Below are 22,166 nucleotides of genomic sequence, written 5' to 3' on the forward strand. Positions count from 1 at the left end.
CCGTGCGGCCGCATCGCTGCAGAACCGCGCCACCCCTCGGGATGCAGGGGAACCTTGGCATGCGAAGACCTAACGAAGTGCTAAGGCCGCCCTTTCGGACGGCCTTGGATAGTTCGGATTTTCTGAGAATGGTTTACGCCCGTCGCTCGACCGAGCCGCCTTCGGGGCTGATCTTGCGGGCCTTTCCGTGCTGATCGTAGCTGGTATAGCTTTTCGAGGCCTCGCGGATCTCGGCCAGACGCGCCTGCACCGACCGCACCCCCTTGATCGCCGCATCGAGCAGACGCTGGTTCTCGATCGCCATTTCCTGCGCCGCCAGCAGCAGACGCGCGGGCGTGCCCTTCAGCTCCTCCATCAACTCTTCCTTGCGGGTGACAAGATCCGGCAACGCCGCGAATTCGGCATTGCGGATCACATCCTTCTCAAGGCGCAACAGGTCGATCAGCCGGGTGATCCGGTCCTCGGTTTCATTCTGCATGCTCCGCTCCTTTCTGCAGCGACTGGAAAATGCTCTCGGCAAGACCGATGCCACCGGACTTGACCATCATGCTGGCGTATTCATCGACAAGAAACGAGGCGAACTGCTCTTCTCCGACGCCGCCGTTGAAACCCTCCTGCGTCTTGCCAAGGCCGCTGTGCTTCAACATTTCGGCCAGAAAACTGGCCTCGAGTTCCTGCGCCTTCAGACGCAGGGCCTTTTCATCTGCAGCCTTGCGGTCGGGCAAGGCCTGCGGGGGGGAGGCCATGAGAGGCCGGGTATCCATGGGAATCGCTCCAATTGAACCGATTTCGTTTTGTTCTCCCACAACGAGGTAAAGAAGCAGTAACCTCCTGCTGCCATTCTGCCCGGGTCACAGGCAGAAGTCGTGAGGCCATGAAAACACTCGCTCTCTCGGATCAGATCTCGTTCCTTTCCCCGATGCCCCCGGCGGAGGGGGGTGGCCCCGCACGGGCCGCCGATGCCCGTATCCTGCCCGAGGGCCAGGAGGCCTTCGAGACGATCCTGGCCGAATCGCCCGGGCTTCCGCAGGGCCCTGTCGGTCCCGCAACGGCGTCGGCAACGCCCCAGCAGGCCCCCGCGCAGAGCTTCGAGGCCGCTGCGGGCGTGCTGGATCTGGCCCGCCCGACGGCTGAGGCGGCGGTTGAGGCGGCGGTCGTCGCCAGCATGCAGGGCAGCCTGCAGATCCCGTCGGTCGCTTCCGACGCGGCCACTCTGTCGCAAGCCGGTGTCGGCATGACCCTTGCGGTTTCGGCAGACACGGCCAGGGCCGGGGCGAGGGTCGCACCGGATCTGCCGCATCGGCAGAAACCGGTCACGGCCGATTCGGCCACCACCGCGGCGGACGCTTCCGCGAAAGACACCTCGGGCGGCCCGACGAGAGAGGCGCGCGGCGTCCCCCTCGACACCTCCGCCCCGATCGCGGAGAATCGTCGCGCGACAGAGGGCGCGGAAGCCGCTGCGACGCCTGAGCCGATCGGCGAAGCGGCAACGCTCAAACCGTCGACCGAGACCGAGTCCCGCACGAAAGCCGCACAAGCCTTCGCCGCCATGGCCTCGATCGGCGTCGCGCCCCCCCCTGCCGCATCGACGGCGCCGGTGATCCGGTCCGAAACCACGCAAGGCGCCGCGCCGATCAAGATCGCCCAGACGCAACAGGCGATCCCGGCCGCGGTCCCGCCGCGCGCCGACACGATCAAGGGCGTCCAGACCCAACAGCCGGTCCCGGCCGCGCCGCATGCAGACACGGTCAAAGGCGTGCAGAGCCAGCAGCCGGTCCTGGCCGCGGTTCCGCCGCAGGCGGGTCCGGTCAAGGGTGTTCAGACCCAGCAGCCGGTCCCGGCCGCGGTCGCGCCGCAGGCGGGTCCGGTCAAGGGCGTCCAGATCCAGCAGCCGATCCCGGCCGCGGTCGCGCCGCAGGCGGGTCCGGCCCAGGGCGTCCAGACCCAGCAGCCGGTCCCGGCAGCAGTCGCGCCGCAGGCGGGTCCGGCCCAGGGCGTCCAGAGCCAGCAGCCGATCCCGGCCGCGGTCGCGCCGCAGGCGGGTCCGGTCCAGGGCGTCCAGACCCAGCAACCGATCCCGGCCGCGGTCGCGCCGCAGGCGGGTCCGGCCCAGGGCGTCCAGACCCAACCGCCGATCCCGGCCGCGGTCCCGCTGCGCGCGGGCACGGCCGACAGCGCCCAGACCTGGCAGTCGATCCCGGCCGCAGACACGCCGCGCGCGGATACCGCCGAGGTTGACCCGCAACGGTCGACGCTTCGGGCGCCTGCCGAAGATCCGCCCATGGCCGCCGCACAGAAGACGGCGACCGACGACGCCCCGATTCTCAAAACCGACGCGCCGGTCACGCGCCCGTCCGAGATCGCGTCGGACGAGCCGGAGGCAACCCGGCAAGATTCGGCGGATGCCAAACCGGCGTCAGACGAAGCGGCAAAGGCCGCTCGTAGCGCAGATATGCCGCCCGCCCCCTTCGCGGCGACGGCGACCTCGCCTCAAACGCCTCTCGCCGCAGGCGCGCGGACCGCGCAAGGTCCCGGGATGACCGGCGTTGTCGCGGCACAACAGCCGCAACAGCTTGCCGCGGCACAGGCCGGGCCGAAGCCACTGGCCGAGGCCGGGCAAAACGGCGCAGGCAAGACCCTCTCTGGCGCAGACACCTCTGCGACCGGAACCGGGCGGGTCGTCGAACAGGCCCAGGACAAGGCGCAAGCGGTGAAGGCGGCCGAGCCGACCCCGCAGCTCGGCGCTGTCGCAGTCAGCGTCCAGACGGCCGCCGCGGCAGAGGCGGCGGTGCAGGCGACGTCACGCCCCGCCGCCGAGACCGCCGCCGCGACGGCGGCCGGCCCGGCGACAAAGGTGTCGCTCGCCGAATCGCGGATCAAGGCGGCGCTGGCGGCGCTGCCGACCGAAACCGAGGCCAGCCCGGAGCCCGTCACGGCAGGCGCACCGGTTCCCGCCGCGGACAAGGCGGGCGCCGCGGCACCGATCGTGGCATCCGCTCCGCTCGCGGCCTCTCAGCCGCCCCCCGGCCCGGTCGAGGAAACACCGCAACGCGACGCGCGCCTGCGCGAGAGCCCGGAGGCCGAACCGGTTCGCAACCGCGCGGCGGCCCCGGCACAGGCCTCTGTCGCGGAAATGGTCGTCAAGGCGACGGAGACCGCTGCGGGCCCCGCAACCCCTACGCTGGAGGGGGCCGCGCAGACCTCTTCCAGCGCGCCGATGTCCTTCTCCACGACCGGGGCACCGGAGCGGGCCGGGCATCTGACGGGCGGCGGCGAGGCGGCGGCGGCACAACGGGCCGCCAGCCCGCATGCGATCGCCCATCAGATGTCGCAAGCGCTTGCAGATGCCGGAAACCGCACCGTCGAACTGACGCTCTCCCCCGAGGAACTGGGCAAGGTGCGGATGACCCTGACCAGCAACGATGGCGCGATCACCGTCACCGTGCAGGCCGAGCGTCCCGAAACCCTGGATCTGATGCGCCGCAACATCGACAGCCTGGCCCGCGATTTCCGGGACATGGGCTATTCGAACGTCGGCTTCGATTTCGGCCAGCAGACCGATCAGCGCCCCTCGGCGCAGGAACGCGCCGCCGAATCGGCCCTGCAACCGGCCGCGCCAGAGCGTGACGGCCTGGCCCGTTTCGAAACCTTCCCCACCCCCCTGCAAGCCGCGCCCGGCACCGCTTCGGGCGGACTTGACCTGCGAATCTGAAAGAGAGCCCCATGACCACCGTTTCCAACACCAATACGTCCTCGAACACGAGCAGCTCGAGCAGCTCGAGCAGCTCGCGCACGTCCTCCTCGACCGCGACCAGCGTCAGTTCGGATTACCAGATGTTCCTGAAGCTGCTGACGACGCAGATGACGAACCAGGATCCGACCAGCCCGATGGACAGCGCCGATTACGCGGTGCAGCTTGCCACCTTCTCGCAGGTGGAACAGCAGGTGAAGACGAACACCCTGCTGACCAGCCTCGCCACGCAGATGGGCGTGATGGGGATGAGCGAATATGCCAACTGGGTGGGCATGGAGGCCCGTTCGGAATCGCCCGGTTATTTCGACGGCACCAATCCGGTGACGATCTCGCCGAACCCGGTCAAGGGCGCCGATGCGACCACGGTGGTGGTCAGCGATGCCGAGGGCAACGAGGTGTCGCGCTACACGATTCCGGTCTCGAGCGATTCGCTCGAATGGAACGGGACCGATGCCGAGGGCAACGCGCTTCCGGCCGGCAGCTACACGTTCGAGCTGGAAAGCTACGACAACGGCAAGCTGGTTTCGACCGACACGATCGAGACGTACAACCGGGTCATCGAAGCCCAGGGCACCAGCGATGGCGCGGTTCTGGTTCTGGCCGGAGGCGCCACGGTCTCGACCGGGTCGATCTCGGCGCTGCGCGAGCCTGACTGATCAGATCAGCAGGCCCAGCGCGACGCCCGCCGCCAGAATCAGCACCGCACTGACCGCGCCAAGAGCCTGAGCCGATTTCGGCTCGGGCTTTGCTTCGGGCTGCACCTGACGTTCCAGCGCCTTTTGCATCAGCTCGGGCAGTTGCGGCCCGAACCGGCCCAGAACCCGCGCCGTGCGGGTCAGATCGCGCAGGATGCCGCGCGGCCCGACATTCTCGCGGATGTAGCTTTCCACCACCGGCTTCGCGGTTTCCCACATGTTGATCCCGGGGTTGAGCGAGCGCGCCACCCCCTCGACCACCACCATCGTGCGTTGCAGCAAGATCAGCTCGGTCCGCGTCGCCATGCCGAAACGCTCGGTCACCTCGAAAAGATAGGCCAGAAGCCGCGCCATCGAGATCTGCTTCGCATTCATCCCGAAGATCGGCTCACCCACCGCTCGCAGGGCGAGCGCGAATTGCACCACGTCCTGATCGGGCGGGATGTAGCCCGCCTCGAAATGCACCTCGGCCACCCTGCGGTAATCGCGATGGATGAAGCCCATCAGAATTTCCGCATAGACATGCCGGGTATACTGGTCGATCTGGCCCATGATGCCGAAATCGAAGGCGATGATGTCGCCGTTTTCCGCCACCTTCAGGTTGCCCTGATGCATGTCGCCGTGGAAATAGCCGTCGCGCAGCGCGTGGGACAGGAACAGCTGCAAGACCCGGGTGCCGATCGCCGTGACGTCATGGCCCGCCGCCTTCAGCCGGTCCGGGTCGCCCATCGGCAGGCCCTCGGCCCAGTCGATCACCATCACCCGACGGCTCGACAGCGACCAGACCGGCAGCGGCACGCGGAACCCCGCGTCCTTTTCCGTGTTGGCGGCGAATTGCGACGCCGCCGCCGCTTCCAGCCGCAGATCCAGTTCCCCGGCCACAAGGTCTTCGAAATGCTTGATCACATCCGAAGGCCGCAGCCGCCGCGAGGCGGGCGAGAGCCGCTCGATCATGTTCGCGGCGAAATGGAAGGCGTCGATGTCGCGCTTGAAGGCCTTTTCGATGCCCGGGCGCAGCACCTTGACCGCGACCTTCTCGCCGGTCTCGAGCAGCCGCGCCGAATGCACCTGCGCGATCGAAGCCGCCGCGACGGGCTCGGAAAATTCGGAGAAGAGCTCGTCGAAGGGACGGCCGAATTCCTCGACCAGCGTCGCCTTGGCCAGCGAAATGTCAAACGGCGGCAGACGGTCCTGCAGCACGCGCAACTGATCGGCCAGCTCCTCGCCCACCACGTCGGGGCGGGTCGAAAGCACCTGACCCAGCTTGATATAGGCCGGGCCGAGCGCGGTGATCGCCCGCGTCACCGGCGGCAGCGTGGGATCGCCCGCATAGCCCAGCCATTTGAACGGCCAGCCCATGATGCGCGCGACAAGGCGCAGCCGCGGCGGCGCCTCCATGGCTTCCAGCGCCACGCGCATGGCACCGGTCCGCTCGAAGGTTGCCCCCGTGCGGATCAGCCGCCACAGATTGTGCGGGCCGCGCATATTACACCTTCCAGCCCGAGTGCAGCGCCGCGATGCCCATGGAAAGATTGCGATATTTCACCTGGCTGAAGCCCGCCTCGCGGATCATCGAGGCGAACAGCTCCTGGTTCGGGAACTTGCGGATCGACTCGACCAGATATTGGTAGCTGTCGCGGTCATTCGCCACGACCTGCCCCATCACCGGGATCACGTTGAAGGAATAGGCGTCATAGACCGCCTGCATCAGATCGTTCGGGATCTGGCTGAATTCGAGCACCATCAGCCGCCCGCCCGGTTTCAGCACCCGGTAGGCTTCCGCCAGCGCATCGGGAATGCGGGTGACGTTGCGGATGCCGAACGAGATCGTGTAAACGTCGAAGGTATTGGATTCAAAGGGCAAATCCATCGCATCGCCGACGACCCAATTCAGCCGCGCGGCCATGTTCTCGGCATCGGCGCGTTTCTGGCCCTCGATCAGCATCGATTCCGTCATGTCGCAGACGGTCGCGGTCGAGCCCTTGGCACGTTTCAGGAACCGGAATGCGATGTCGCCGGTGCCGCCCGCCACATCGAGCAGCTTCTGCTCGGGGCGCGGCGCCAGCCAGTCCATCATCGCATTCTTCCAGATCCGATGGATGCCCATGCTCATCAGATCGTTCATGATGTCGTATTTCGAGGCCACGCGCGAAAAGACGCCATGGACCATGCCGGCCTTGGCCTCCTCGTTCACCGTCTGGAACCCGAAATGAGTCGTCTTGGTCTGATCCGTGCTCATCTGCCCTTGCCGATCTTGAACTGTCCCCCTCCTTATAGGGTCGGTTTCAGCCATGACAATGCGACAGGAGCGAAAATGCCCGAACTGCCCGAGGTCGAAACGGTCCGACGCGGCCTTGCCCCCGCGATGGAGGGGCGGGTGATCGACCGGGCCGAGGTGAACCGCCCCGATCTGCGCTGGCCCCTGCCCGAGGCCATGGCCGAGCGGCTGACCGGCGCCCGGGTCGAGCGGCTGCGGCGGCGCTCGAAATACATCCTCGCCGATCTGTCGAGCGGGGAGAGCCTGCTCATCCACCTGGGCATGTCGGGGCGGATGCTGGTCTCGGGCGTGATGCTGGGCGATTTCCACCTCGATCATCCGGCGGCGCAAAAGCATGACCATGTGGTGCTGCATATGGAGGGCGGCGCCCGGGTCACCTTCAACGATGCGCGGCGGTTCGGGGCGATGGATCTTGTCCGCACCGACCGCGAGGCGGCGCATTGGCTTTTGGCCGGGATCGGGCCGGAGCCTTTCGGCAATGACTTCCACGAGGCCTATCTGGTCGAGGCGCTGAAGACCCGCAAAAGCCCGATCAAGACCGCGCTTCTGGATCAGCACACGGTCGCCGGGCTGGGCAATATCTATGTCTCGGAGGTGCTCTTTCGTGCGGGCATCGACCCGCGCCGGGCAGCGAACCGGATTGCGGCGGCGCGGCTGGCCGGGCTGGTGCCGCTGATCCGCGAGGTTCTTTCCGAGGCGATCGAGGCGGGCGGATCATCCCTGCGCGATCATCGGCAGGCGGATGGCGAGTTGGGTTATTTCCAGCACAGCTTCCGCGTCTATGACCGCGAGGACGCGCCCTGCCCCCTTTGCGCCACCCCGATCAAGCGCATCGTGCAATCGGGGCGCTCAAGCTATTTCTGCCCCGCCTGCCAGAAGTGACGCAGCGGCACTTGCGCGACGGTCGATTGAGTTTCGCCCCCTGCCTGATACCTCTTTCCCATCACCAGCAAAGGGAATCCCATGTCTTACCAGACCCTGATCGTGGACATCGCAGACGGCGTGGCGCTGATCCGGCTCAACCGGCCCGAGGCGCTGAATGCGCTCAATTCGCAGCTGCTGGGGGAACTGGCCGAGGCGCTGAAGCTTCTGGACGCCGATCCGGCGGTGCGCTGCTTCGTGCTGACGGGGTCAGACAAGGCCTTTGCCGCTGGCGCCGACATCAAGGAAATGGCGGACAAAAGCTTTGTCGACATGCTCAAGCTCGATTTCTTCGGCACCGAGGGCGATGCGATCCTGCGCACGCGCAAACCGATCATCGCGGCGGTGGCGGGCTATGCGCTCGGCGGCGGCTGCGAACTGGCGATGATGTGCGACTTCATCCTTTGTGCCGAGAACGCGAAATTCGGTCAGCCCGAGATCAATCTGGGCGTCGTCGCGGGCATCGGCGGCACGCAAAGGCTGACCCGTTTCGTCGGCAAGTCGAAATCGATGGAAATGCACCTGACCGGCCGGTTCATGGACGCGGCCGAGGCGGAACGGTCGGGGCTGGTCAGCCGCGTGCTGCCTGTGGCCGAGCTTGTGCCCGAGGCGCTGGCCACCGCGCGCAAGATCGCGGCGAAATCGGCTATCGCAACGATGGTGGCCAAGGATTGCGTCAACCGCGCCTATGAAACCACGCTGCGCGAAGGCGTGCTTTATGAACGCCGGGTGTTTCATGCGCTTTTCGCCACCGAGGACCAAAAGGAAGGCATGGCCGCCTTTGCCGAGAAGCGCCCGGCGAAATTCGCCGACAAATAAGGCCGAAAGGGGCTTTCCTTCATGCCCCTTTTGGCCTAAGGACCGCCGTTACATGCGCGTGAAGCCCGCTCAGGCTAGAATCATCCGGTTCGCTGGGACGACCGGGCTTTGCGCTATATATATTCGCTTCAGCCCGGGAATAGGGAAACATGGCCAACACGCCCCAGTCCAAGAAACGCGCTCGTCAGAACGAGCGTCGCAACGACATCAACAAAGCCCGCCGTTCGCGCATTCGCACCTTCCTGCGCAAGGTCGAAGAAGCGATCGCCTCGGGCGACGCCGGTGTGGCCAAGGCCGCCCTTGAAGCCGCGCAACCCGAACTGGCGCGGGGCATCACCAAAGGCGTGCTGCACAAGAACACCGTGGCCCGCAAAATGTCGCGTCTTTCGTCGCGCGTGAAGGCCCTGTCGAACTGATTTTCCGATCTCGGAAGTTAATCCTCGCAAACGGCGTCCCATCTTTGGGGCGCCGTTTTATTTCTTTAGTTTCAATGCTTTGGCAATAGTGTTGCGGCCCGGTGAGGGGGCAACAGATTCGATTTGGGGAAAGTGGGCGTCAAGCGCGAAGTTCGGTTGCAGAAGCCCTCGCCGCCTTGCTAGCGTCACGGGGCGATTCACGTCGTCTTGGGGGACAAGACGCATCCGAAGGTCGAAGCGGGGCCCTGTGCTGCCGTACGATAAGAAGCCGTAAGCTTCGAGCTCAGGATGTGATCCGTTTCAAATGGGAGCAGATGCTCCGGTTTGGCAGGTGATGCCGACACCGGTTCAGCCGGGCTGTCGGCATGTCTTCATTCCCGACCCTGCCGCAAGGCGGGGGGCTATGTGCTGTGTGGTAAGTGTCGGTACGAAACGCTGATGGAAAAAGACATGACGAACGAACTCTGGGGGCAGGTGTGCAATGAACTTCAAAGGACCGTCGGCCGGACCAATTTCAACACCTGGATTGCGCCCCTGCAGCTGATCGAGCTGTCGGACGGCATCGTCTCGTTCGAGGCGCCGACGAAATTCATGTGCGACTGGGTCTCGCGCAATTATGGTGAACCGATTCTGCGCGAGCTGCGCAACTCCGGCCTGGCGGTCGAGCGCGTGGCGATCCGCGTGCCCGAGGGCCGTCCGATGCCCGCGCCCGAAGCCCGTCCGGTGGCGGAAAAGCCCCCTGCCCCGGCGCGCAAGGCCGCGCGGGTCAGCGACGACCAGGATCTTCCCGGGGCGCCTCTGGATGCCCGCTTCACCTTTGACAGCTTCGTCGTCGGCAAGCCGAACGAGCTGGCCCATGCCGCCGCCCGCCGCGTCGCCGAGGGCGGTCCGGTGACCTTCAACCCGCTGTTTCTGTATGGCGGCGTCGGGCTGGGCAAAACCCACCTGATGCATGCGATCGCGCATGAGCTGCAGACCCAGCACGGCGAGCTGCGGGTACTGTATCTCTCGGCCGAGCAGTTCATGTATCGCTTCGTGCAGGCTTTGCGCGACCGGCAGATCATGGATTTCAAGGAGCTGTTCCGCTCGGTCGACGTGCTGATGGTCGATGACGTGCAGTTCATTGCCGGCAAGGACAGCACGCAGGAAGAATTCTTCCATACTTTCAATGCGCTGGTCGATCAGGGCAAGCAGATCGTGATTTCGGCCGACCGCGCGCCGGGGGAAATCAAGGATCTGGAGGAGCGGATCAAGAGCCGGTTGCAATGCGGTCTGGTCGTCGATCTGCATCCGACCGATTACGAGCTGCGTCTGGGCATCCTGCAGACCAAGACCGAGATCCACGCCGCCCGCAATCCGGGGCTCATCGTGGCCTCGGGCGTGCTGGAATTCCTCGCGCATCGGATCACCACGAACGTGCGCGTGCTGGAAGGCGCGCTGACGCGGCTGTTCGCCTTTGCCTCGCTCGTCGGGCGGGAGATCACCCTTGATCTGGCACAGGAATGTCTGGCCGATATCCTGCGCGCCTCGGACCGCCGGGTGACGATCGAGGAGATCCAGCGCAAGGTGGCGGAACATTACAACGTTCGGCTGTCTGACATGATCGGGCCGAAGCGGCTGCGCACCATTGCCCGGCCGCGGCAGGTGGCGATGTATCTGTCGAAACATCTGACCACCCGCTCGCTGCCCGAGATCGGGCGGCGCTTCGGCGGCCGCGATCACACGACGATCATGCATGGCATCCGCAAGATCGACGAGCTGATGGCGACCGATCGGCAACTGGCCGAGGATATCGGGCTGCTGAAGCGGCTGATGGAATCCTGAAACCCTTGACGCCCCGCGCAAAGCGGCGGAATGTCCGGAAAAATCTTGTTCCGGCGCGGCGGCATGTTACCTTGCCGCCCCCGGGAACCGGCGAGGAATGGATATGAAGATCAGCATCGAACGCGCCGCCCTGCTCAAGGCGGTGTCTCAGGCCCAGTCCGTTGTCGAGCGGCGCAACACCATTCCGATCCTGGCGAACGTGCTGATCGAGGCCGAGGGATCGACCGTGTCCTTCCGCGCCACCGATCTGGATATCGAGGTGGTGGACAAGGCGCCTGCGCAGGTCGAGCGCGCGGGCGCGACCACGGTTTCGGCGGTGATGCTGCACGAGATCGTGCGCAAGCTGCCCGACGGCTCGCTGGTGCAGCTGTCGGATGATGCGGCGGCGGGGCGGCTTTCGGTCATGGCCGGGCGCTCGAGCTTCAACCTCGCGACCTTGCCGCGCGAGGATTTCCCGGTGATGGCCTCGTCGGAATATGCCGCGAATTTCGCCGCCAAGGCGGGCGTGCTGAAGCGGCTCTTCGACAAGTCGAAATTCGCGATCTCGACCGAGGAGACGCGCTATTATCTGAACGGCGTCTACATGCATGTGGCGACCGGCGAAGACGGCCCGGCGCTGCGCTGCGTCGCGACCGACGGGCACCGGCTGGCGCGGATCGATGCCGCCCTGCCCGAAGGGGCGGCCGGCATGCCGGGCGTGATCGTGCCGCGCAAGACGGTGAACGAGCTGCGCAAGCTGCTGGATGATGACGAGGCGCAGATCGCGGTCTCGGTTTCGGAAACCAAGGTGCGCTTTGCGACGCCGGAAATCACCCTGACTTCGAAGGTGATCGACGGCACTTTCCCCGATTACACCCGCGTCATTCCGATGGGGAATTCGCGGCGTCTGGAAGTCGATGCGCAGGAATTCGCCAAGGCGGTGGACCGGGTGGCCACCGTGTCTTCGGAACGCTCGCGCGCGGTGAAGCTGAGCCTGGATGAAGACCGGCTGGTGCTCTCGGTCAACGCCCCCGATGCGGGCGCCGCCGAGGAAGAACTGGCCGTGGCCTATGCCGATGAACGGCTGGAGATCGGTTTCAACGCGAAATACCTGCTGGAGATCGCGTCTCAGGTCGATCGCGAGAATGCGGTGTTCCTGTTCAACTCTTCGGGCGATCCGACGCTGATGCGCGAGGGCAATGACACGTCGGCGGTCTATGTCGTGATGCCGATGCGCGTGTGACGCGGGCGGCAAGGGCGTATTTGGACCAAGAAGAAACGGGGCGGCGATGCTGCGGGATCTGACGTTGCTGCAGTTCCGCTCGCATCGGCGTGGTATTCTGACGGTCGATGCGCGGCCGGTGGCGCTTTACGGGCCGAACGGGGCGGGCAAGACCTCGGTTCTGGAGGCGGTGTCGCTTTTGTCCCCTGGGCGGGGGCTGCGCCGCGCCTCGGCCGAAGAACTGATCCGGCGCCAGGAACAGGTCGGCTGGAAGATCCGCGCGACGCTTTCCGAGGTCGAGATCGAGACGTCGGCCCTGCCCGGGTCGTCACGCGAGGTGCTGATCGACGGCAAGGCGGCGGCGCAGGTCGCGCTGGGGCGGTTCTTGCGCGTGCTGTGGCTGGTGCCCGCGATGGACCGGCTCTGGATCGAGGCGGCCGAGGGGCGGCGGCGGTTTCTGGACCGCATGACGCTGTCGTTTTTTCCGACCCATGCGGAAGCCGTGCTGGCCTATGAAAAGGCGATGCGCGAACGCAACCGGCTTTTGAAGGACGAGATCCGCGATGCGGCCTGGTATGGGGCGCTGGAAAGCCGGATGGCGGAAGCCGGGGCGCTGATGACGGCGCATCGGCGGCAGGCCCTGGCGCAGATTGCGACGGCGCAGCGGGGCGCGGCGACGGCCTTTCCGGCCGCCGATCTGGGTCTGACGGCCGAGGGGCCCGAGGATCTGGCAAGCGCGCTTTCCGAGGGGCGGCGCCGCGACATGGCCGCCGGGCGGACGCTCGAGGGCCCGCATCGGGTCGATCTGACGGCTGTTTATGCCGAAAAGGCGATCCCGGCCGATCAATGCTCGACTGGCGAGCAAAAGGCGCTGCTGATTTCGCTGCTGCTGGCCAATGCCCGGGCGCTGGCGGGAGAAAACACCGTGCTGCTTCTGGATGAGGTGGCGGCGCATCTGGATGCCGGGCGGCGGGCGGCGCTTTATGATGAAATCTGCGCCCTGCCCGCGCAGGTTCTGATGACCGGCACCGGGGCCGAGCTTTTCGACACGCTTGGCGACCGCGGGCGGTATTGGCAGGTGACCGAGGTGCAGGGAACCTCGGAATTGGTGGAAAGCCCCCCGCAAAACCGCTGAATATTGTGCCCAAGGCGTGACATTCCCCGGCCGAAACTCTATAAGTCCGCAACGATCAGCAGGATAGGCGCGGATGACCGAAACCCCGAAGAACAAAGCCGAATATGGCGCGGAGTCGATCAAGGTCCTGAAAGGCCTCGAAGCGGTGCGCAAACGCCCCGGCATGTATATCGGCGACACCGACGACGGCTCGGGCCTGCATCACATGGTCTATGAGGTCGTCGACAACGGCATCGACGAGGCCTTGGCAGGCCACGCCAATTACGTTGCGGTGAAGATCCACGCCGACAGCTCGGTTTCCGTGCGCGACAACGGCCGCGGCATCCCGGTCGACATCCACCAGGAAGAGGGCGTCTCGGCGGCCGAGGTCATCATGACCCAGCTGCATGCGGGCGGCAAATTCAACAACACCGATGACAGCGGCAATGCCTACAAGGTCTCGGGCGGGTTGCACGGCGTCGGCGTTTCCGTGGTCAACGCGCTGTCGGACTGGCTGGAGCTGAAGGTCTGGCGCAACGACAAGGTCTATTTCGCCCGGTTCGAAAAGGGCGATTGCACCGTGCATGTGCACGAGATCGGCGAGGCTCCGGGCGAAAAGGGCACCGAGGTCCGGTTCATGGCGTCCTCCAAGACCACCGACCCGGAGGGGACGTTTTCGAACCTCGATTACGTCTTCAAGACACTGGAAACCCGGCTGCGGGAACTGGCCTTCCTGAACTCGGGCGTGCGGATCATTCTGGAAGACGAGCGCCCCGCGGAACCGCTGCGCAGCGAGCTGCATTACGACGGTGGCGTGCGGGAATTCGTCAAATACCTCGACCGCTCGAAAACCCCGGTGATGCCTGACCCGATCTACATGGTCGGCGAGGTCCGCGGCATCGGCGTCGAAGTGGCGATGTGGTGGAACGACAGCTATCATGAAACCGTGCTGCCCTTCACCAACAACATCCCGCAGCGTGACGGCGGCACCCACCTTGCCGGGTTCCGCGGCGCGCTGACCCGCACGATCACCAAATACGCGCAAGACAGCGGCATCGCGAAACGCGAAAAGATCGACTTCACCGGCGATGACGCCCGCGAAGGCCTGACCTGCGTTCTGTCGGTGAAAGTGCCCGATCCGAAATTCTCCAGCCAGACCAAGGACAAGCTGGTGTCCTCGGAAGTCCGTCCGGCGGTCGAGAATCTAGTGAACGAAAAACTTGCGGAATGGTTCGAAGAACATCCGACCGAGGCCAAGGGCATCGTCGGCAAGATCATCGAAGCCGCGCTGGCACGGGAAGCGGCGCGCAAGGCCCGCGAACTGACCCGGCGCAAGACCGCGATGGATGTGGCCTCGCTGCCCGGCAAGCTTGCCGATTGTCAGGAAAAGGACCCCGCGCTGAGCGAGGTTTTCCTTGTCGAAGGGGATTCGGCCGGTGGCTCGGCCAAGCAGGGGCGCGAGCGGAAGAACCAGGCCGTGCTGCCGCTGCGGGGCAAGATCCTGAACGTGGAACGGGCGCGGTTCGACCGGATGCTGTCCTCGGACCAGATCGGCACGCTGATCACCGCGCTGGGCACCGGCATCGGCCGCGACGAATTCAACATCGCGAAGCTGCGCTACCACAAGATCGTCATCATGACCGATGCCGACGTCGACGGGGCCCATATCCGGACGCTGCTGCTCACCTTCTTCTTCCGGCAGATGCCGGAGCTGATCGAGCACGGCTATCTTTATATCGCGCAGCCGCCGCTCTACAAAGTCGCCCGCGGCAAATCCGAGGTCTACCTGAAGGATCAGGCCGCGCTGGAAGATTATCTTGTGCATCAGGGTGTCGAGGGGGCGATCCTGCGGCTGGGCGACGGCACCGACATCACCGGCGCCGACCTGACGCGGCTGGTCGAGGAAGCGCGGCAGGTGCGCCGCATCCTGCAGGCCTTCCCGACGCATTACCCGCAGCGCATCCTGGAACAGGCGGCGATCGCCGGGGCGCTGCTGGCCGGACGGATCGACGCCGATGCGCAGGGCGTGGCCGATGAGCTTTCGGCGCGGCTCGACCTGATCGCGCTCGAATATGAACGCGGCTGGATGGGACGGCCGACGCAGGACCACGGGCTGCGGATGTCGCGCATCCTGCGTGGCGTCGAGGAGGTCCGCACGCTGGATGGCCCGGTGCTGCGTTCGGGCGAGGCGCGGCGGCTGTCGCAATTCACCACCAGTCTGCAGGAAAGCTACCGAGCCCCGGCGCGGCTGGTGCGCAAGGATCGCGAGCAGTTCATCCATGGTCCGCTCGATCTTTTGACGGCGATCCTGCAGGAGGGCGAAAAGGGCCTGACGCTGCAGCGCTACAAGGGTCTGGGCGAGATGAACCCGGAACAGCTGTGGGAAACCACGCTGGATCCTTCGGCGCGGACGCTGTTGCAGGTGCGGGTCGATGACGTGGCCGAGGCCGAGGACATCTTTTCGAAGCTGATGGGCGATGTGGTGGAACCGCGGCGCGAATTCATCCAGCAAAACGCGCTGAGCGTGGAAAACCTCGATTTCTGAGGCCCGTCCGGGCCGCGACGAAAGGGGACTATCATGAGCGAGAGCGACCGGATCGACGCGGCCAGTCAGGCAGAGGCACCGGCCGACGGTCACCTGCCCGACCCCGCGGACCCGCGGCTTTTGCGCGATGCGCTCGGCCGCTTTGCCACCGGGGTGGCGCTGGTCACCGCCCGGGATATCGATGATGGCAGCCCGATCGCCATCGTCGTCAATTCCTTTGCCTCGGTCTCGCTCGATCCGCCACTGGTGCTGTGGTCGGTGGCCTGCAGTTCGATGCGGCATCGGCATTTCACCGCGGCGCCCGCCTTTGCCATTCATGTGCTGACCGAGGCGCAGCGCGATCTGACCGCGCGATTCTCGCGCTCGGGGCCCGGCTTCGAGGGTCTGGCCCTTGCCAGCAACGGCGAGGGCGTGCCGATCCTGTCCGAAGCTCTGGCCCGATTCGACTGCGTGACCGAAGCGACGCATGCGGGCGGCGATCACACCATCATCCTTGGCCGCGTCACCCGCTTCGATTTGCGGCGCGAGGGCCAGCCCTTGTGCTTCTTCGGCGGCGCCTTTGGCGGTTTCGCCACGCGGGATTGACCCGAACCCCCAAGGATTGCTTGCGATTTTATCCGTTAAGCCGGCTTTAAGCGGCACCTGCTATCTCTGGTTCCGGGTGAAATAGAGGTGGTGGGAATGGGCGCACACGATGGTGTCGCACCAGTCATCATCAAGCGCAAGAAGGTCGTCGGGGGCGGCGGGCACCACGGTGGGGCGTGGAAAGTTGCCTATGCCGACTTCGTCACTGCCATGATGGCCTTCTTTCTGCTGATGTGGCTGCTGAACGCGACAACAGAAAAGCAACGCAAGGGAATCGCGGATTACTTCAACCCGACGATTCCGATCAACCGGATCTCGGGCGGCGGCGAAGGCGCCTTTGGCGGCGATTCCGTGTTTTCCGAAGATCAGGTGGCACAGAATGGCACCGGGGCTTCGGGGCAATCGCCGACCGAGGAACGGCAGGCCCGCGGCGACAGCGGGGCCGCCAAGCAGGAGCAGAAGCAAGATCAGGCCGAGTTCGACCGCATGGCCAAGGAAATCGAAAAGGCGCTGTCGGCAACCTCCGGCGAATCGATGGTCAGCGAGCAGCTCGCCCGTCACATCGTGACGAAGGTGACCGACGAGGGATTGATCGTCGAATTCTTCGATCTGGAGGACGAGCCGCTTTTCGTGCCCGATAGTTCCGAGCCGGAACCGATTCTGGGCGAAATCGCCGGTATGCTGACGCGGGTCTTCGGCCTGACGAAGAACAATGTCGCGATCAACGGTCACACCCGGTCCTATCCTTCGATGCTGCGCACCAATCCGGTCTGGGATCTGTCCTCGGAGCGCGCGCAAAGGATGAGAATCCTTATGGAAACCGCGGGATTCGATGCTGCGCGGCTGCAACGGGTCTCGGGGTTTGCCGATCGCAAGCCGGCCGTCGAAACGCGGATGTCGGTGCGCAACAACCGGCTTGAACTGATCTTGTTGCGCAACGGGCGCTGAGCCGTGCGAAGAAGAAATCGGACGTATTTTACGCGTTAGGCCGATCTTAACGGCGATTGCGGCAAGGTGGCTTCAATCAAGGGACGCAGCAGCAGAAAGGCGCTTACATGTCCATTTCTTCTTCGCTCAACGCGGGTGTGGCAGGCCTTGCAGCCAACGCGACGCGCTTGGCAACGATTTCCGACAACATCGCCAACTCGGGCACTTACGGCTACAAGCGGGCGACGGCGGATTTCGAAAGCATGGTGCTGACCCAGGCGCGCAGCTCCGGTACCTATTCGGCCGGGGGCGTGCGCGCCTCCTCGGGGCGCCTGATCGACCAGCGCGGCTCGCTGATCGGCACATCGAATGCGATGGACATCGCGATTTCCGGTCGCGGCTTCCTGCCCGTCGCCAACACCTCTGCCCTGGCGAACGGGCTGGGCGACCAACCGCTGACGATGACCTCGACCGGGTCGTTCCACACCGACAAGGATGGCGTGCTGCGCACCGACTCGGGCCTGGTCCTGCTCGGCTGGGCGGCGCTGGCCGACGGCACGATCCCGGTCAATGCGCGCGACACCGTGTCAGGGCTGACCCCGGTGGTGATCAACGCCAACCAGACCGCGGGCGATCCGACGACGACGATGAACTGGGGCATCAACCTGCCCGCAAGCGAAACCGCGGACGATGCGGGCGGCGAAACGCTGACCTCCTCGATCGAATATTTCGGCAACCTCGGCAACTCGAACACGCTGGAGGTCTCCTTCACGCCGACGATCCCGGCGGCGGGCGATCCGAACTCGAACCAGTGGACGATGACGATCCGCGATTCGGCGACCACCACCGATCCTTATGGCCTCGGGGTCGGCGTCGTCGGGCAATATACGCTCGACTTCGACAACACCGGCACGAATGGCGGCACGCTGAGCAACGTCACCACGATCCAGGGCCCGGCCTGGGATTCGACCGAGGGGACGCTGAACTTCACCGATGCCTCGGGCTTCGCGCTGGCCGACGGGCTGCAGGACATCACCATCACCATCGGCAAACAGGGTGACACCAACGGTCTGACCCAGCTCGCCACGGATTTCGCGCCCACCTCGATCAACAAGGACGGTTCGCCGGTGGGGAACCTGACCTCGGTCGAGATCGACGAGAACGGCTTCATCAAGGCGACGTACGACACCGGCTTCATCCGCACCGTCTATCAGGTGCCGCTGGTCGACGTGTCGAACATCAACGGCCTGAACGCGCTGGACAACCAGACCTTCCAGGTCTCGTCCACCTCGGGGTCGTTCTATCTCTGGGACGCCGGTGACGGCCCGACCGGCGCGATCGAGGGCTATGCCCGCGAAGGCTCGGCGGTCGATGTGGCGCAGGAACTGACCAACCTGATCCAGACCCAACGGGCATATTCGTCGAACGCGAAGGTGATCCAGACCGTCGACGAGATGCTGCAGGAGACGACGAACATCAAGCGCTGAGCCTGATGTCCCCTTCAGGAGGAGATGACCCATGAGCATCGCAAGTGCCTTCACTTTTGCCCTTTCGGGGCTGACGGCATCATCCCGGATGGCCGAGGTCGTCTCTTCCAACATCGCCAACGCGATGACGGACGGCTACGCGCGCCGGGAGCTTTCCATCGCGTCGCAAACGCTGGGCGGCACCGGCGGCGGTGTCCGCATCCTCGGCGTCAACCGGATCGTGAACCAGGTGGTGCAGCAGGATCTGATGCTCGCCGATTCGGCCGCCGCAAACACCACCGCCAAGGCGGATTTCTACAGCCGTCTCGAAGCCAAGATCGGTGATCCCGAGACGGCCGGGTCGCTGTCGGCCACGATGTCGGACTTCGAAAGCGCCCTGCTCACCGCGGCCAGCATGCCCGACAGCACGGCACGGCTGACCTCGGCGGTCAAGGCGGCTTCGACGGTGGCCGACAAGCTGAACAGCGTTTCCGACGACCTTCAGGCCGCGCGTCTGACGGCCGACAAGTCGATTGCCAAGCAGGTCCGGACGCTGAACGAAACACTGGTGCAACTGCAAGAGATGAACCGGACGATCACGACGCAGATTTCCATCGGCAATGATGCGGCCGGTCTGATGGACGAACGTCAGTCACTGGTGAACCAGATCTCCGAGATCGTCCCGATCCGGGTCGTGCAGCGCGACAACAACCAGATCGCGCTTTTCACCACCGGCGGCGCCATCCTGCTTGATGGCTCGGCCGCCACGATCGGTTTCGAGGGCGCGGGGGCGATGGCCCCGCATCTGACGCTCGACTCGGGGGCGCTTTCGGGGCTCACCATCAACGGCTATCCGGCGTCGACCAAGGACGACGGCCCGCTGGGCGGCGGCACGCTCGGCGCCGCTTTCGCCGTGCGCGACGAGCTGGCGCCCGAGGCGCAGAGCCAGCTGGACGCCTTTGCCCGCGATCTGATGACCCGGTTCGAGGATCCGGGCGTCGATACCACCCTCTCGGCGGGCGATCCCGGTCTGTTCACCGATGCGGGCAGCGCCTTCGACGCCAGCACCGAAGTCGGGCTGGCCGGGCGGCTGCAGCTGAATGCGATCGTCGATCCCGAGCAGGGCGGATCCTCCTGGCATCTGCGGGACGGGCTGATGGCCGGCGCCCCCGGGGCGGTCAGCGACGGGACGATCCTGAACGCGCTCTCCGCGGCGCTGACCCGCGAATCCGCACCGGCTTCGGGGAATTACGGCTCTGCCCTGCGCAGCTCCTCGGGCCTTGCTGCGGAACTGCTGTCTTTCGCCGCTTCGGGGCGGCAATCGGCCGAGCTGACCCAGGGCTATGCCACCGCCCGTCAGCAGACCTTGACCGAGATGTCGCTCGCCGACGGGGTGGACACCGACTACGAGATGCAGACCCTTCTTGTCGTCGAAAAAGCCTATGCCGCCAATGCGAAGGTCGTTCAGACCATCGATGCCATGCTGCAGGAACTTCTGGATATCTGACATGAAATACATCTCCGTCGGTGACATGTCGCAGACCTATCTGATGCGTCGTCACAATGTGCAGCTGAAGACGACGATGTCGCGGCTCTCGGAAGAGGTCGTCACCGGCATCAGTCAGGATCTGGGCACCAAGGTCGGCGGTGATTTCACCGCTCTGGCCGCCATCGACCGGTCGATGACGCGGGGTGCCGCCTACAAGCAGGTGGCGGCGGAAACCGACCTTCTCGCCGGCACGCAGCAGGATGCGCTTGAGACCATCCAGAGCCATGCCCAGGCGATCGGCTCGACGCTCATCTCGGCTTCTTTCGCCTCTTCGTACAACATGATCGAATCCGGGGCGCAGAATACCGAGGAACGGTTCGAAGCGGTGATCGACGCGCTCAACGTCAATGTCGCCGGGCGCTACGCCTTTTCGGGAACGACCACCGACACGAAACCGGTGGCGTCGGCCGATACGATCATCAGCGGCATCGAGGCGATGGTCAGCGGCATGACGGTCGCGGCCGATATCATCGCCGCCGTCGATGACTGGTTCGATGCTGCCGCGGGCGGGGGCGGGTTCCTGGATCAGGGCTATCTTGGCAGCGCAAACAGCCTGTCGCCGGTGCGGCTCTCGGAAACCGACACCGCGCAGGTGAGCATCACCGCGGCGGATTCCTCGATCCGCGACATGCTGAAGGGCTTCGCCCTCGGCACCCTGATCGCCCGCGATCTGGTGCCCGAAGACCTCGAAACGCGCGCGCTGCTGATCCGCGCCGCGGGGGATCGCATCACCTCGGCCGAAGGCGCGGTGACCACGCTGCGCGCCGACCTGGGCACGGTCGAGGCGATCATTTCGGATGCGCAGACCCGCAATTCGACGCAGGTGACCGCGCTCGAAATCGCGCGCAAGGAACTGATCGGCGTTGACGAATACGAGACGGCGACGGCCCTTGAAGCCACGCAATCGCAGCTGGAAACGCTTTACACGCTGACCTCGCGTCTGACCCAACTCTCCCTGACGGATTACCTCTGATGAAACTCGTCGCCCTTGTGCTGATGCTGCTGGTGCCGTCCTTCTGCGTCGCCGCCCCGATCCGGATCAAGGATCTGGTCGAATTCGATGGCGTGCGCGGCAACGACCTTGTCGGCTACGGGCTTGTGGTCGGTCTGAACGGAACCGGCGACGGGATCCGCAATGCGCCCTTCACCGAAGAAATCATGGCCAATATTCTCGAACGGCTCGGCGTTAACGTTACCGGCGAACAATTCCGGCCGAAGAACGTCGCCGCGGTCATGGTGACGGCCGCGCTGCCGCCCTTTGCCCGGGCGGGGGCGAAGATCGATGTCACGGTGTCGGCGATCGGCGATGCCAAGAGCCTGCTGGGCGGCACGCTGATCATGACCCCCCTGAACGCGGCGGATGGCGAAATCTATGCGGTGGCGCAAGGCGCGGTGATCGCGGGCGGGGTCTCGGCACAGGGCGCCGCGGCCTCGGTCGTGCAAGGGGTTCCGACCTCTGGCACGATCCCCTCCGGCGCCCATGTCGAGCGCGAGATCGGCTTCGAACTCGACAGCCTCTCGGATGTGCGGCTGGCGCTGCGCACGCCCGATTTCACCACCGCGGCGCGGATTGAAAAGGCGATCAACCGCGAATTCGGGTCGCGCATCGCCGCGATGGAGGATTCGGGCACCGTCTCCGTCAGCATCGCCAATGCCAACATGCGCTCGGCCGCGCATGTGCTGGAACGGCTCGAAAACCTGACGGTCGAACCCGAGCAGCGCGCCCGGGTCGTGGTGGATCAACGGTCCGGCACCATCGTCATGGGCGAGGATGTGCGGATTTCGCGCGTCGCGGTCAGTCAGGGGAACCTGACGCTGCGCGTGCAGGAAGCGCCGATCGCCGTGCAACCGAACCCCTTCGCCCGCGGCGAGACCGTCGTCGTGCCGCGAACCGAGGCGTCGATCGAGGAAGGCGCGGGACTCAAGATGGCCGAAGTGGGCGAAACCAGTTCGCTGTCCGACGTCGTGGCCGGGCTCAATGCACTGGGTGTCAGCCCGCGCGACATGATCGACATCCTGAAAAGCATCAATGCGGCCGGGGCTCTGCACGCGGAATTCGTGGTCAACTGAAC

19 protein-coding genes are annotated in these 22,166 nt (G+C 65.3%); 15 read left to right on the forward strand and 4 right to left on the reverse strand.

Annotated features, from left to right (window positions below; genetic code table 11):
- Positions 1-133: 133 nt before the first annotated feature.
- Positions 134-478 (reverse strand): hypothetical protein, encoded by a 345-nt coding sequence (locus FBT96_RS01950; protein ID WP_136904710.1) that lies wholly within the window; start codon positions 476-478, stop codon positions 134-136.
- Positions 468-764: a rod-binding protein gene (locus FBT96_RS01955; protein ID WP_136904711.1), complete on the reverse strand. Its 297-nt coding sequence runs from the start codon at positions 762-764 to the stop codon at positions 468-470. Before FBT96_RS01955 ends, FBT96_RS01950 begins: the two co-directional genes overlap by 11 nt.
- Positions 765-919: 155 nt before the next feature.
- Between FBT96_RS01955 and FBT96_RS01960 the strand changes: the two genes are divergently transcribed.
- Together FBT96_RS01960 and FBT96_RS01965 are read left to right on the forward strand one after the other, a co-directional pair.
- Positions 920-3,712: a flagellar hook-length control protein FliK gene (locus FBT96_RS01960; protein ID WP_169583119.1), complete on the forward strand. Its 2,793-nt coding sequence runs from the start codon at positions 920-922 to the stop codon at positions 3,710-3,712.
- A gap of 11 nt (positions 3,713-3,723) precedes the next feature.
- The gene (locus FBT96_RS01965) at positions 3,724-4,410 is read left to right on the forward strand and encodes a flagellar hook capping FlgD N-terminal domain-containing protein (protein WP_136904713.1); all 687 of its coding nucleotides are present in this window, start codon (positions 3,724-3,726) and stop codon (positions 4,408-4,410) included.
- On the opposite strand, the gene ubiB is transcribed toward FBT96_RS01965, so the two are convergent.
- Positions 4,411-5,934 carry a 2-polyprenylphenol 6-hydroxylase gene (gene ubiB / locus FBT96_RS01970; protein ID WP_136904714.1) on the reverse strand — a complete coding sequence of 508 codons (1,524 nt, stop codon included), beginning with the start codon at positions 5,932-5,934 and terminating at the stop codon, positions 4,411-4,413.
- A 1-nt stretch (position 5,935) separates the two neighbouring features.
- Positions 5,936-6,688 (reverse strand): bifunctional demethylmenaquinone methyltransferase/2-methoxy-6-polyprenyl-1,4-benzoquinol methylase UbiE, encoded by a 753-nt coding sequence (gene ubiE / locus FBT96_RS01975; RefSeq protein ID WP_055210291.1) that lies wholly within the window; start codon positions 6,686-6,688, stop codon positions 5,936-5,938.
- A gap of 75 nt (positions 6,689-6,763) precedes the next feature.
- On the opposite strand from ubiE, the gene mutM reads away from it, so the two are divergent.
- The 13 genes from mutM (at position 6,764) to FBT96_RS02040 (ending at position 22,164) form a co-directional block, all read left to right on the forward strand.
- Positions 6,764-7,609 (forward strand): bifunctional DNA-formamidopyrimidine glycosylase/DNA-(apurinic or apyrimidinic site) lyase, encoded by an 846-nt coding sequence (mutM, locus tag FBT96_RS01980; protein WP_136904715.1) that lies wholly within the window; start codon positions 6,764-6,766, stop codon positions 7,607-7,609.
- An 81-nt stretch (positions 7,610-7,690) separates the two neighbouring features.
- The gene (locus tag FBT96_RS01985) at positions 7,691-8,467 is read left to right on the forward strand and encodes an enoyl-CoA hydratase (protein WP_136904716.1); all 777 of its coding nucleotides are present in this window, start codon (positions 7,691-7,693) and stop codon (positions 8,465-8,467) included.
- A 149-nt stretch (positions 8,468-8,616) separates the two neighbouring features.
- Complete coding sequence (gene rpsT, locus FBT96_RS01990; RefSeq protein ID WP_013069230.1) at positions 8,617-8,883, forward strand: 30S ribosomal protein S20; 267 nt, start codon at positions 8,617-8,619, stop codon at positions 8,881-8,883.
- Positions 8,884-9,333: 450 nt separating this feature from the next.
- Positions 9,334-10,707 (forward strand): chromosomal replication initiator protein DnaA, encoded by a 1,374-nt coding sequence (gene dnaA / locus FBT96_RS01995; RefSeq protein WP_136904717.1) that lies wholly within the window; start codon positions 9,334-9,336, stop codon positions 10,705-10,707.
- Between the two features lie 103 nt (positions 10,708-10,810).
- A complete protein-coding gene (dnaN, locus tag FBT96_RS02000; protein ID WP_136904718.1) occupies positions 10,811-11,929 on the forward strand; it encodes a DNA polymerase III subunit beta in 1,119 nt (372 codons plus the stop codon).
- 46 nt (positions 11,930-11,975) lie between these two features.
- Positions 11,976-13,043, forward strand: a complete 1,068-nt coding sequence (gene recF / locus FBT96_RS02005) for a DNA replication/repair protein RecF (RefSeq protein WP_136904719.1) — start codon at positions 11,976-11,978, stop codon at positions 13,041-13,043.
- 73 nt (positions 13,044-13,116) lie between these two features.
- The gene (gyrB, locus tag FBT96_RS02010) at positions 13,117-15,567 is read left to right on the forward strand and encodes a DNA topoisomerase (ATP-hydrolyzing) subunit B (RefSeq protein WP_136904720.1); all 2,451 of its coding nucleotides are present in this window, start codon (positions 13,117-13,119) and stop codon (positions 15,565-15,567) included.
- A 33-nt stretch (positions 15,568-15,600) separates the two neighbouring features.
- Positions 15,601-16,152: a flavin reductase family protein gene (locus FBT96_RS02015; protein ID WP_136904721.1), complete on the forward strand. Its 552-nt coding sequence runs from the start codon at positions 15,601-15,603 to the stop codon at positions 16,150-16,152.
- 96 nt (positions 16,153-16,248) lie between these two features.
- The gene (locus FBT96_RS02020; RefSeq protein ID WP_136904722.1) at positions 16,249-17,100 is read left to right on the forward strand and encodes a flagellar motor protein MotB; all 852 of its coding nucleotides are present in this window, start codon (positions 16,249-16,251) and stop codon (positions 17,098-17,100) included.
- A gap of 107 nt (positions 17,101-17,207) precedes the next feature.
- Entirely contained in the window at positions 17,208-18,566 is a 1,359-nt protein-coding gene (locus FBT96_RS02025; protein WP_136904723.1) for a flagellar hook protein FlgE, read from the forward strand.
- Between the two features lie 31 nt (positions 18,567-18,597).
- The gene (gene flgK, locus FBT96_RS02030; protein WP_136904724.1) at positions 18,598-20,052 is read left to right on the forward strand and encodes a flagellar hook-associated protein FlgK; all 1,455 of its coding nucleotides are present in this window, start codon (positions 18,598-18,600) and stop codon (positions 20,050-20,052) included.
- A 1-nt stretch (position 20,053) separates the two neighbouring features.
- On the forward strand, positions 20,054-21,067 hold the full coding sequence (locus FBT96_RS02035; protein WP_169583120.1) for a flagellin: 1,014 nt from the start codon (positions 20,054-20,056) through the stop codon (positions 21,065-21,067).
- A complete protein-coding gene (locus FBT96_RS02040) occupies positions 21,067-22,164 on the forward strand; it encodes a flagellar basal body P-ring protein FlgI (protein WP_169583122.1) in 1,098 nt (365 codons plus the stop codon). Before FBT96_RS02035 ends, FBT96_RS02040 begins: the two co-directional genes overlap by 1 nt.
- Positions 22,165-22,166 lie beyond the last annotated feature (2 nt).

The organism is Rhodobacter capsulatus (assembly GCF_005144475.1).
In the GTDB taxonomy this organism is placed as follows: Bacteria; Pseudomonadota; Alphaproteobacteria; order Rhodobacterales; family Rhodobacteraceae; genus Rhodobacter; species Rhodobacter capsulatus_C.

What these genes read in the sequence shown, in the direction of transcription:
- FBT96_RS02035 (WP_169583120.1), top strand. Translation starts at nt 20,054, where the DNA reads ATGAAATACATCTCCGTCGGTGACATGTCGCAGACCTATCTGATGCGT.
- recF (WP_136904719.1), top strand. Translation starts at nt 11,976, where the DNA reads ATGCTGCGGGATCTGACGTTGCTGCAGTTCCGCTCGCATCGGCGTGGT.
- FBT96_RS01955 (WP_136904711.1), bottom strand. Translation starts at nt 764, where the DNA reads ATGGATACCCGGCCTCTCATGGCCTCCCCCCCGCAGGCCTTGCCCGAC.
- gyrB (WP_136904720.1), top strand. Translation starts at nt 13,117, where the DNA reads ATGACCGAAACCCCGAAGAACAAAGCCGAATATGGCGCGGAGTCGATC.
- FBT96_RS01960 (WP_169583119.1), top strand. Translation starts at nt 920, where the DNA reads ATGCCCCCGGCGGAGGGGGGTGGCCCCGCACGGGCCGCCGATGCCCGT.
- dnaN (WP_136904718.1), top strand. Translation starts at nt 10,811, where the DNA reads ATGAAGATCAGCATCGAACGCGCCGCCCTGCTCAAGGCGGTGTCTCAG.
- ubiE (WP_055210291.1), bottom strand. Translation starts at nt 6,688, where the DNA reads ATGAGCACGGATCAGACCAAGACGACTCATTTCGGGTTCCAGACGGTG.
- FBT96_RS02025 (WP_136904723.1), top strand. Translation starts at nt 17,208, where the DNA reads ATGTCCATTTCTTCTTCGCTCAACGCGGGTGTGGCAGGCCTTGCAGCC.
- FBT96_RS01965 (WP_136904713.1), top strand. Translation starts at nt 3,724, where the DNA reads ATGACCACCGTTTCCAACACCAATACGTCCTCGAACACGAGCAGCTCG.
- dnaA (WP_136904717.1), top strand. Translation starts at nt 9,334, where the DNA reads ATGACGAACGAACTCTGGGGGCAGGTGTGCAATGAACTTCAAAGGACC.
- ubiB (WP_136904714.1), bottom strand. Translation starts at nt 5,934, where the DNA reads ATGCGCGGCCCGCACAATCTGTGGCGGCTGATCCGCACGGGGGCAACC.
- mutM (WP_136904715.1), top strand. Translation starts at nt 6,764, where the DNA reads ATGCCCGAACTGCCCGAGGTCGAAACGGTCCGACGCGGCCTTGCCCCC.
- FBT96_RS01985 (WP_136904716.1), top strand. Translation starts at nt 7,691, where the DNA reads ATGTCTTACCAGACCCTGATCGTGGACATCGCAGACGGCGTGGCGCTG.
- FBT96_RS02020 (WP_136904722.1), top strand. Translation starts at nt 16,249, where the DNA reads ATGGGCGCACACGATGGTGTCGCACCAGTCATCATCAAGCGCAAGAAG.
- rpsT (WP_013069230.1), top strand. Translation starts at nt 8,617, where the DNA reads ATGGCCAACACGCCCCAGTCCAAGAAACGCGCTCGTCAGAACGAGCGT.
- FBT96_RS02015 (WP_136904721.1), top strand. Translation starts at nt 15,601, where the DNA reads ATGAGCGAGAGCGACCGGATCGACGCGGCCAGTCAGGCAGAGGCACCG.
- FBT96_RS02040 (WP_169583122.1), top strand. Translation starts at nt 21,067, where the DNA reads ATGAAACTCGTCGCCCTTGTGCTGATGCTGCTGGTGCCGTCCTTCTGC.
- FBT96_RS01950 (WP_136904710.1), bottom strand. Translation starts at nt 478, where the DNA reads ATGCAGAATGAAACCGAGGACCGGATCACCCGGCTGATCGACCTGTTG.
- flgK (WP_136904724.1), top strand. Translation starts at nt 18,598, where the DNA reads ATGAGCATCGCAAGTGCCTTCACTTTTGCCCTTTCGGGGCTGACGGCA.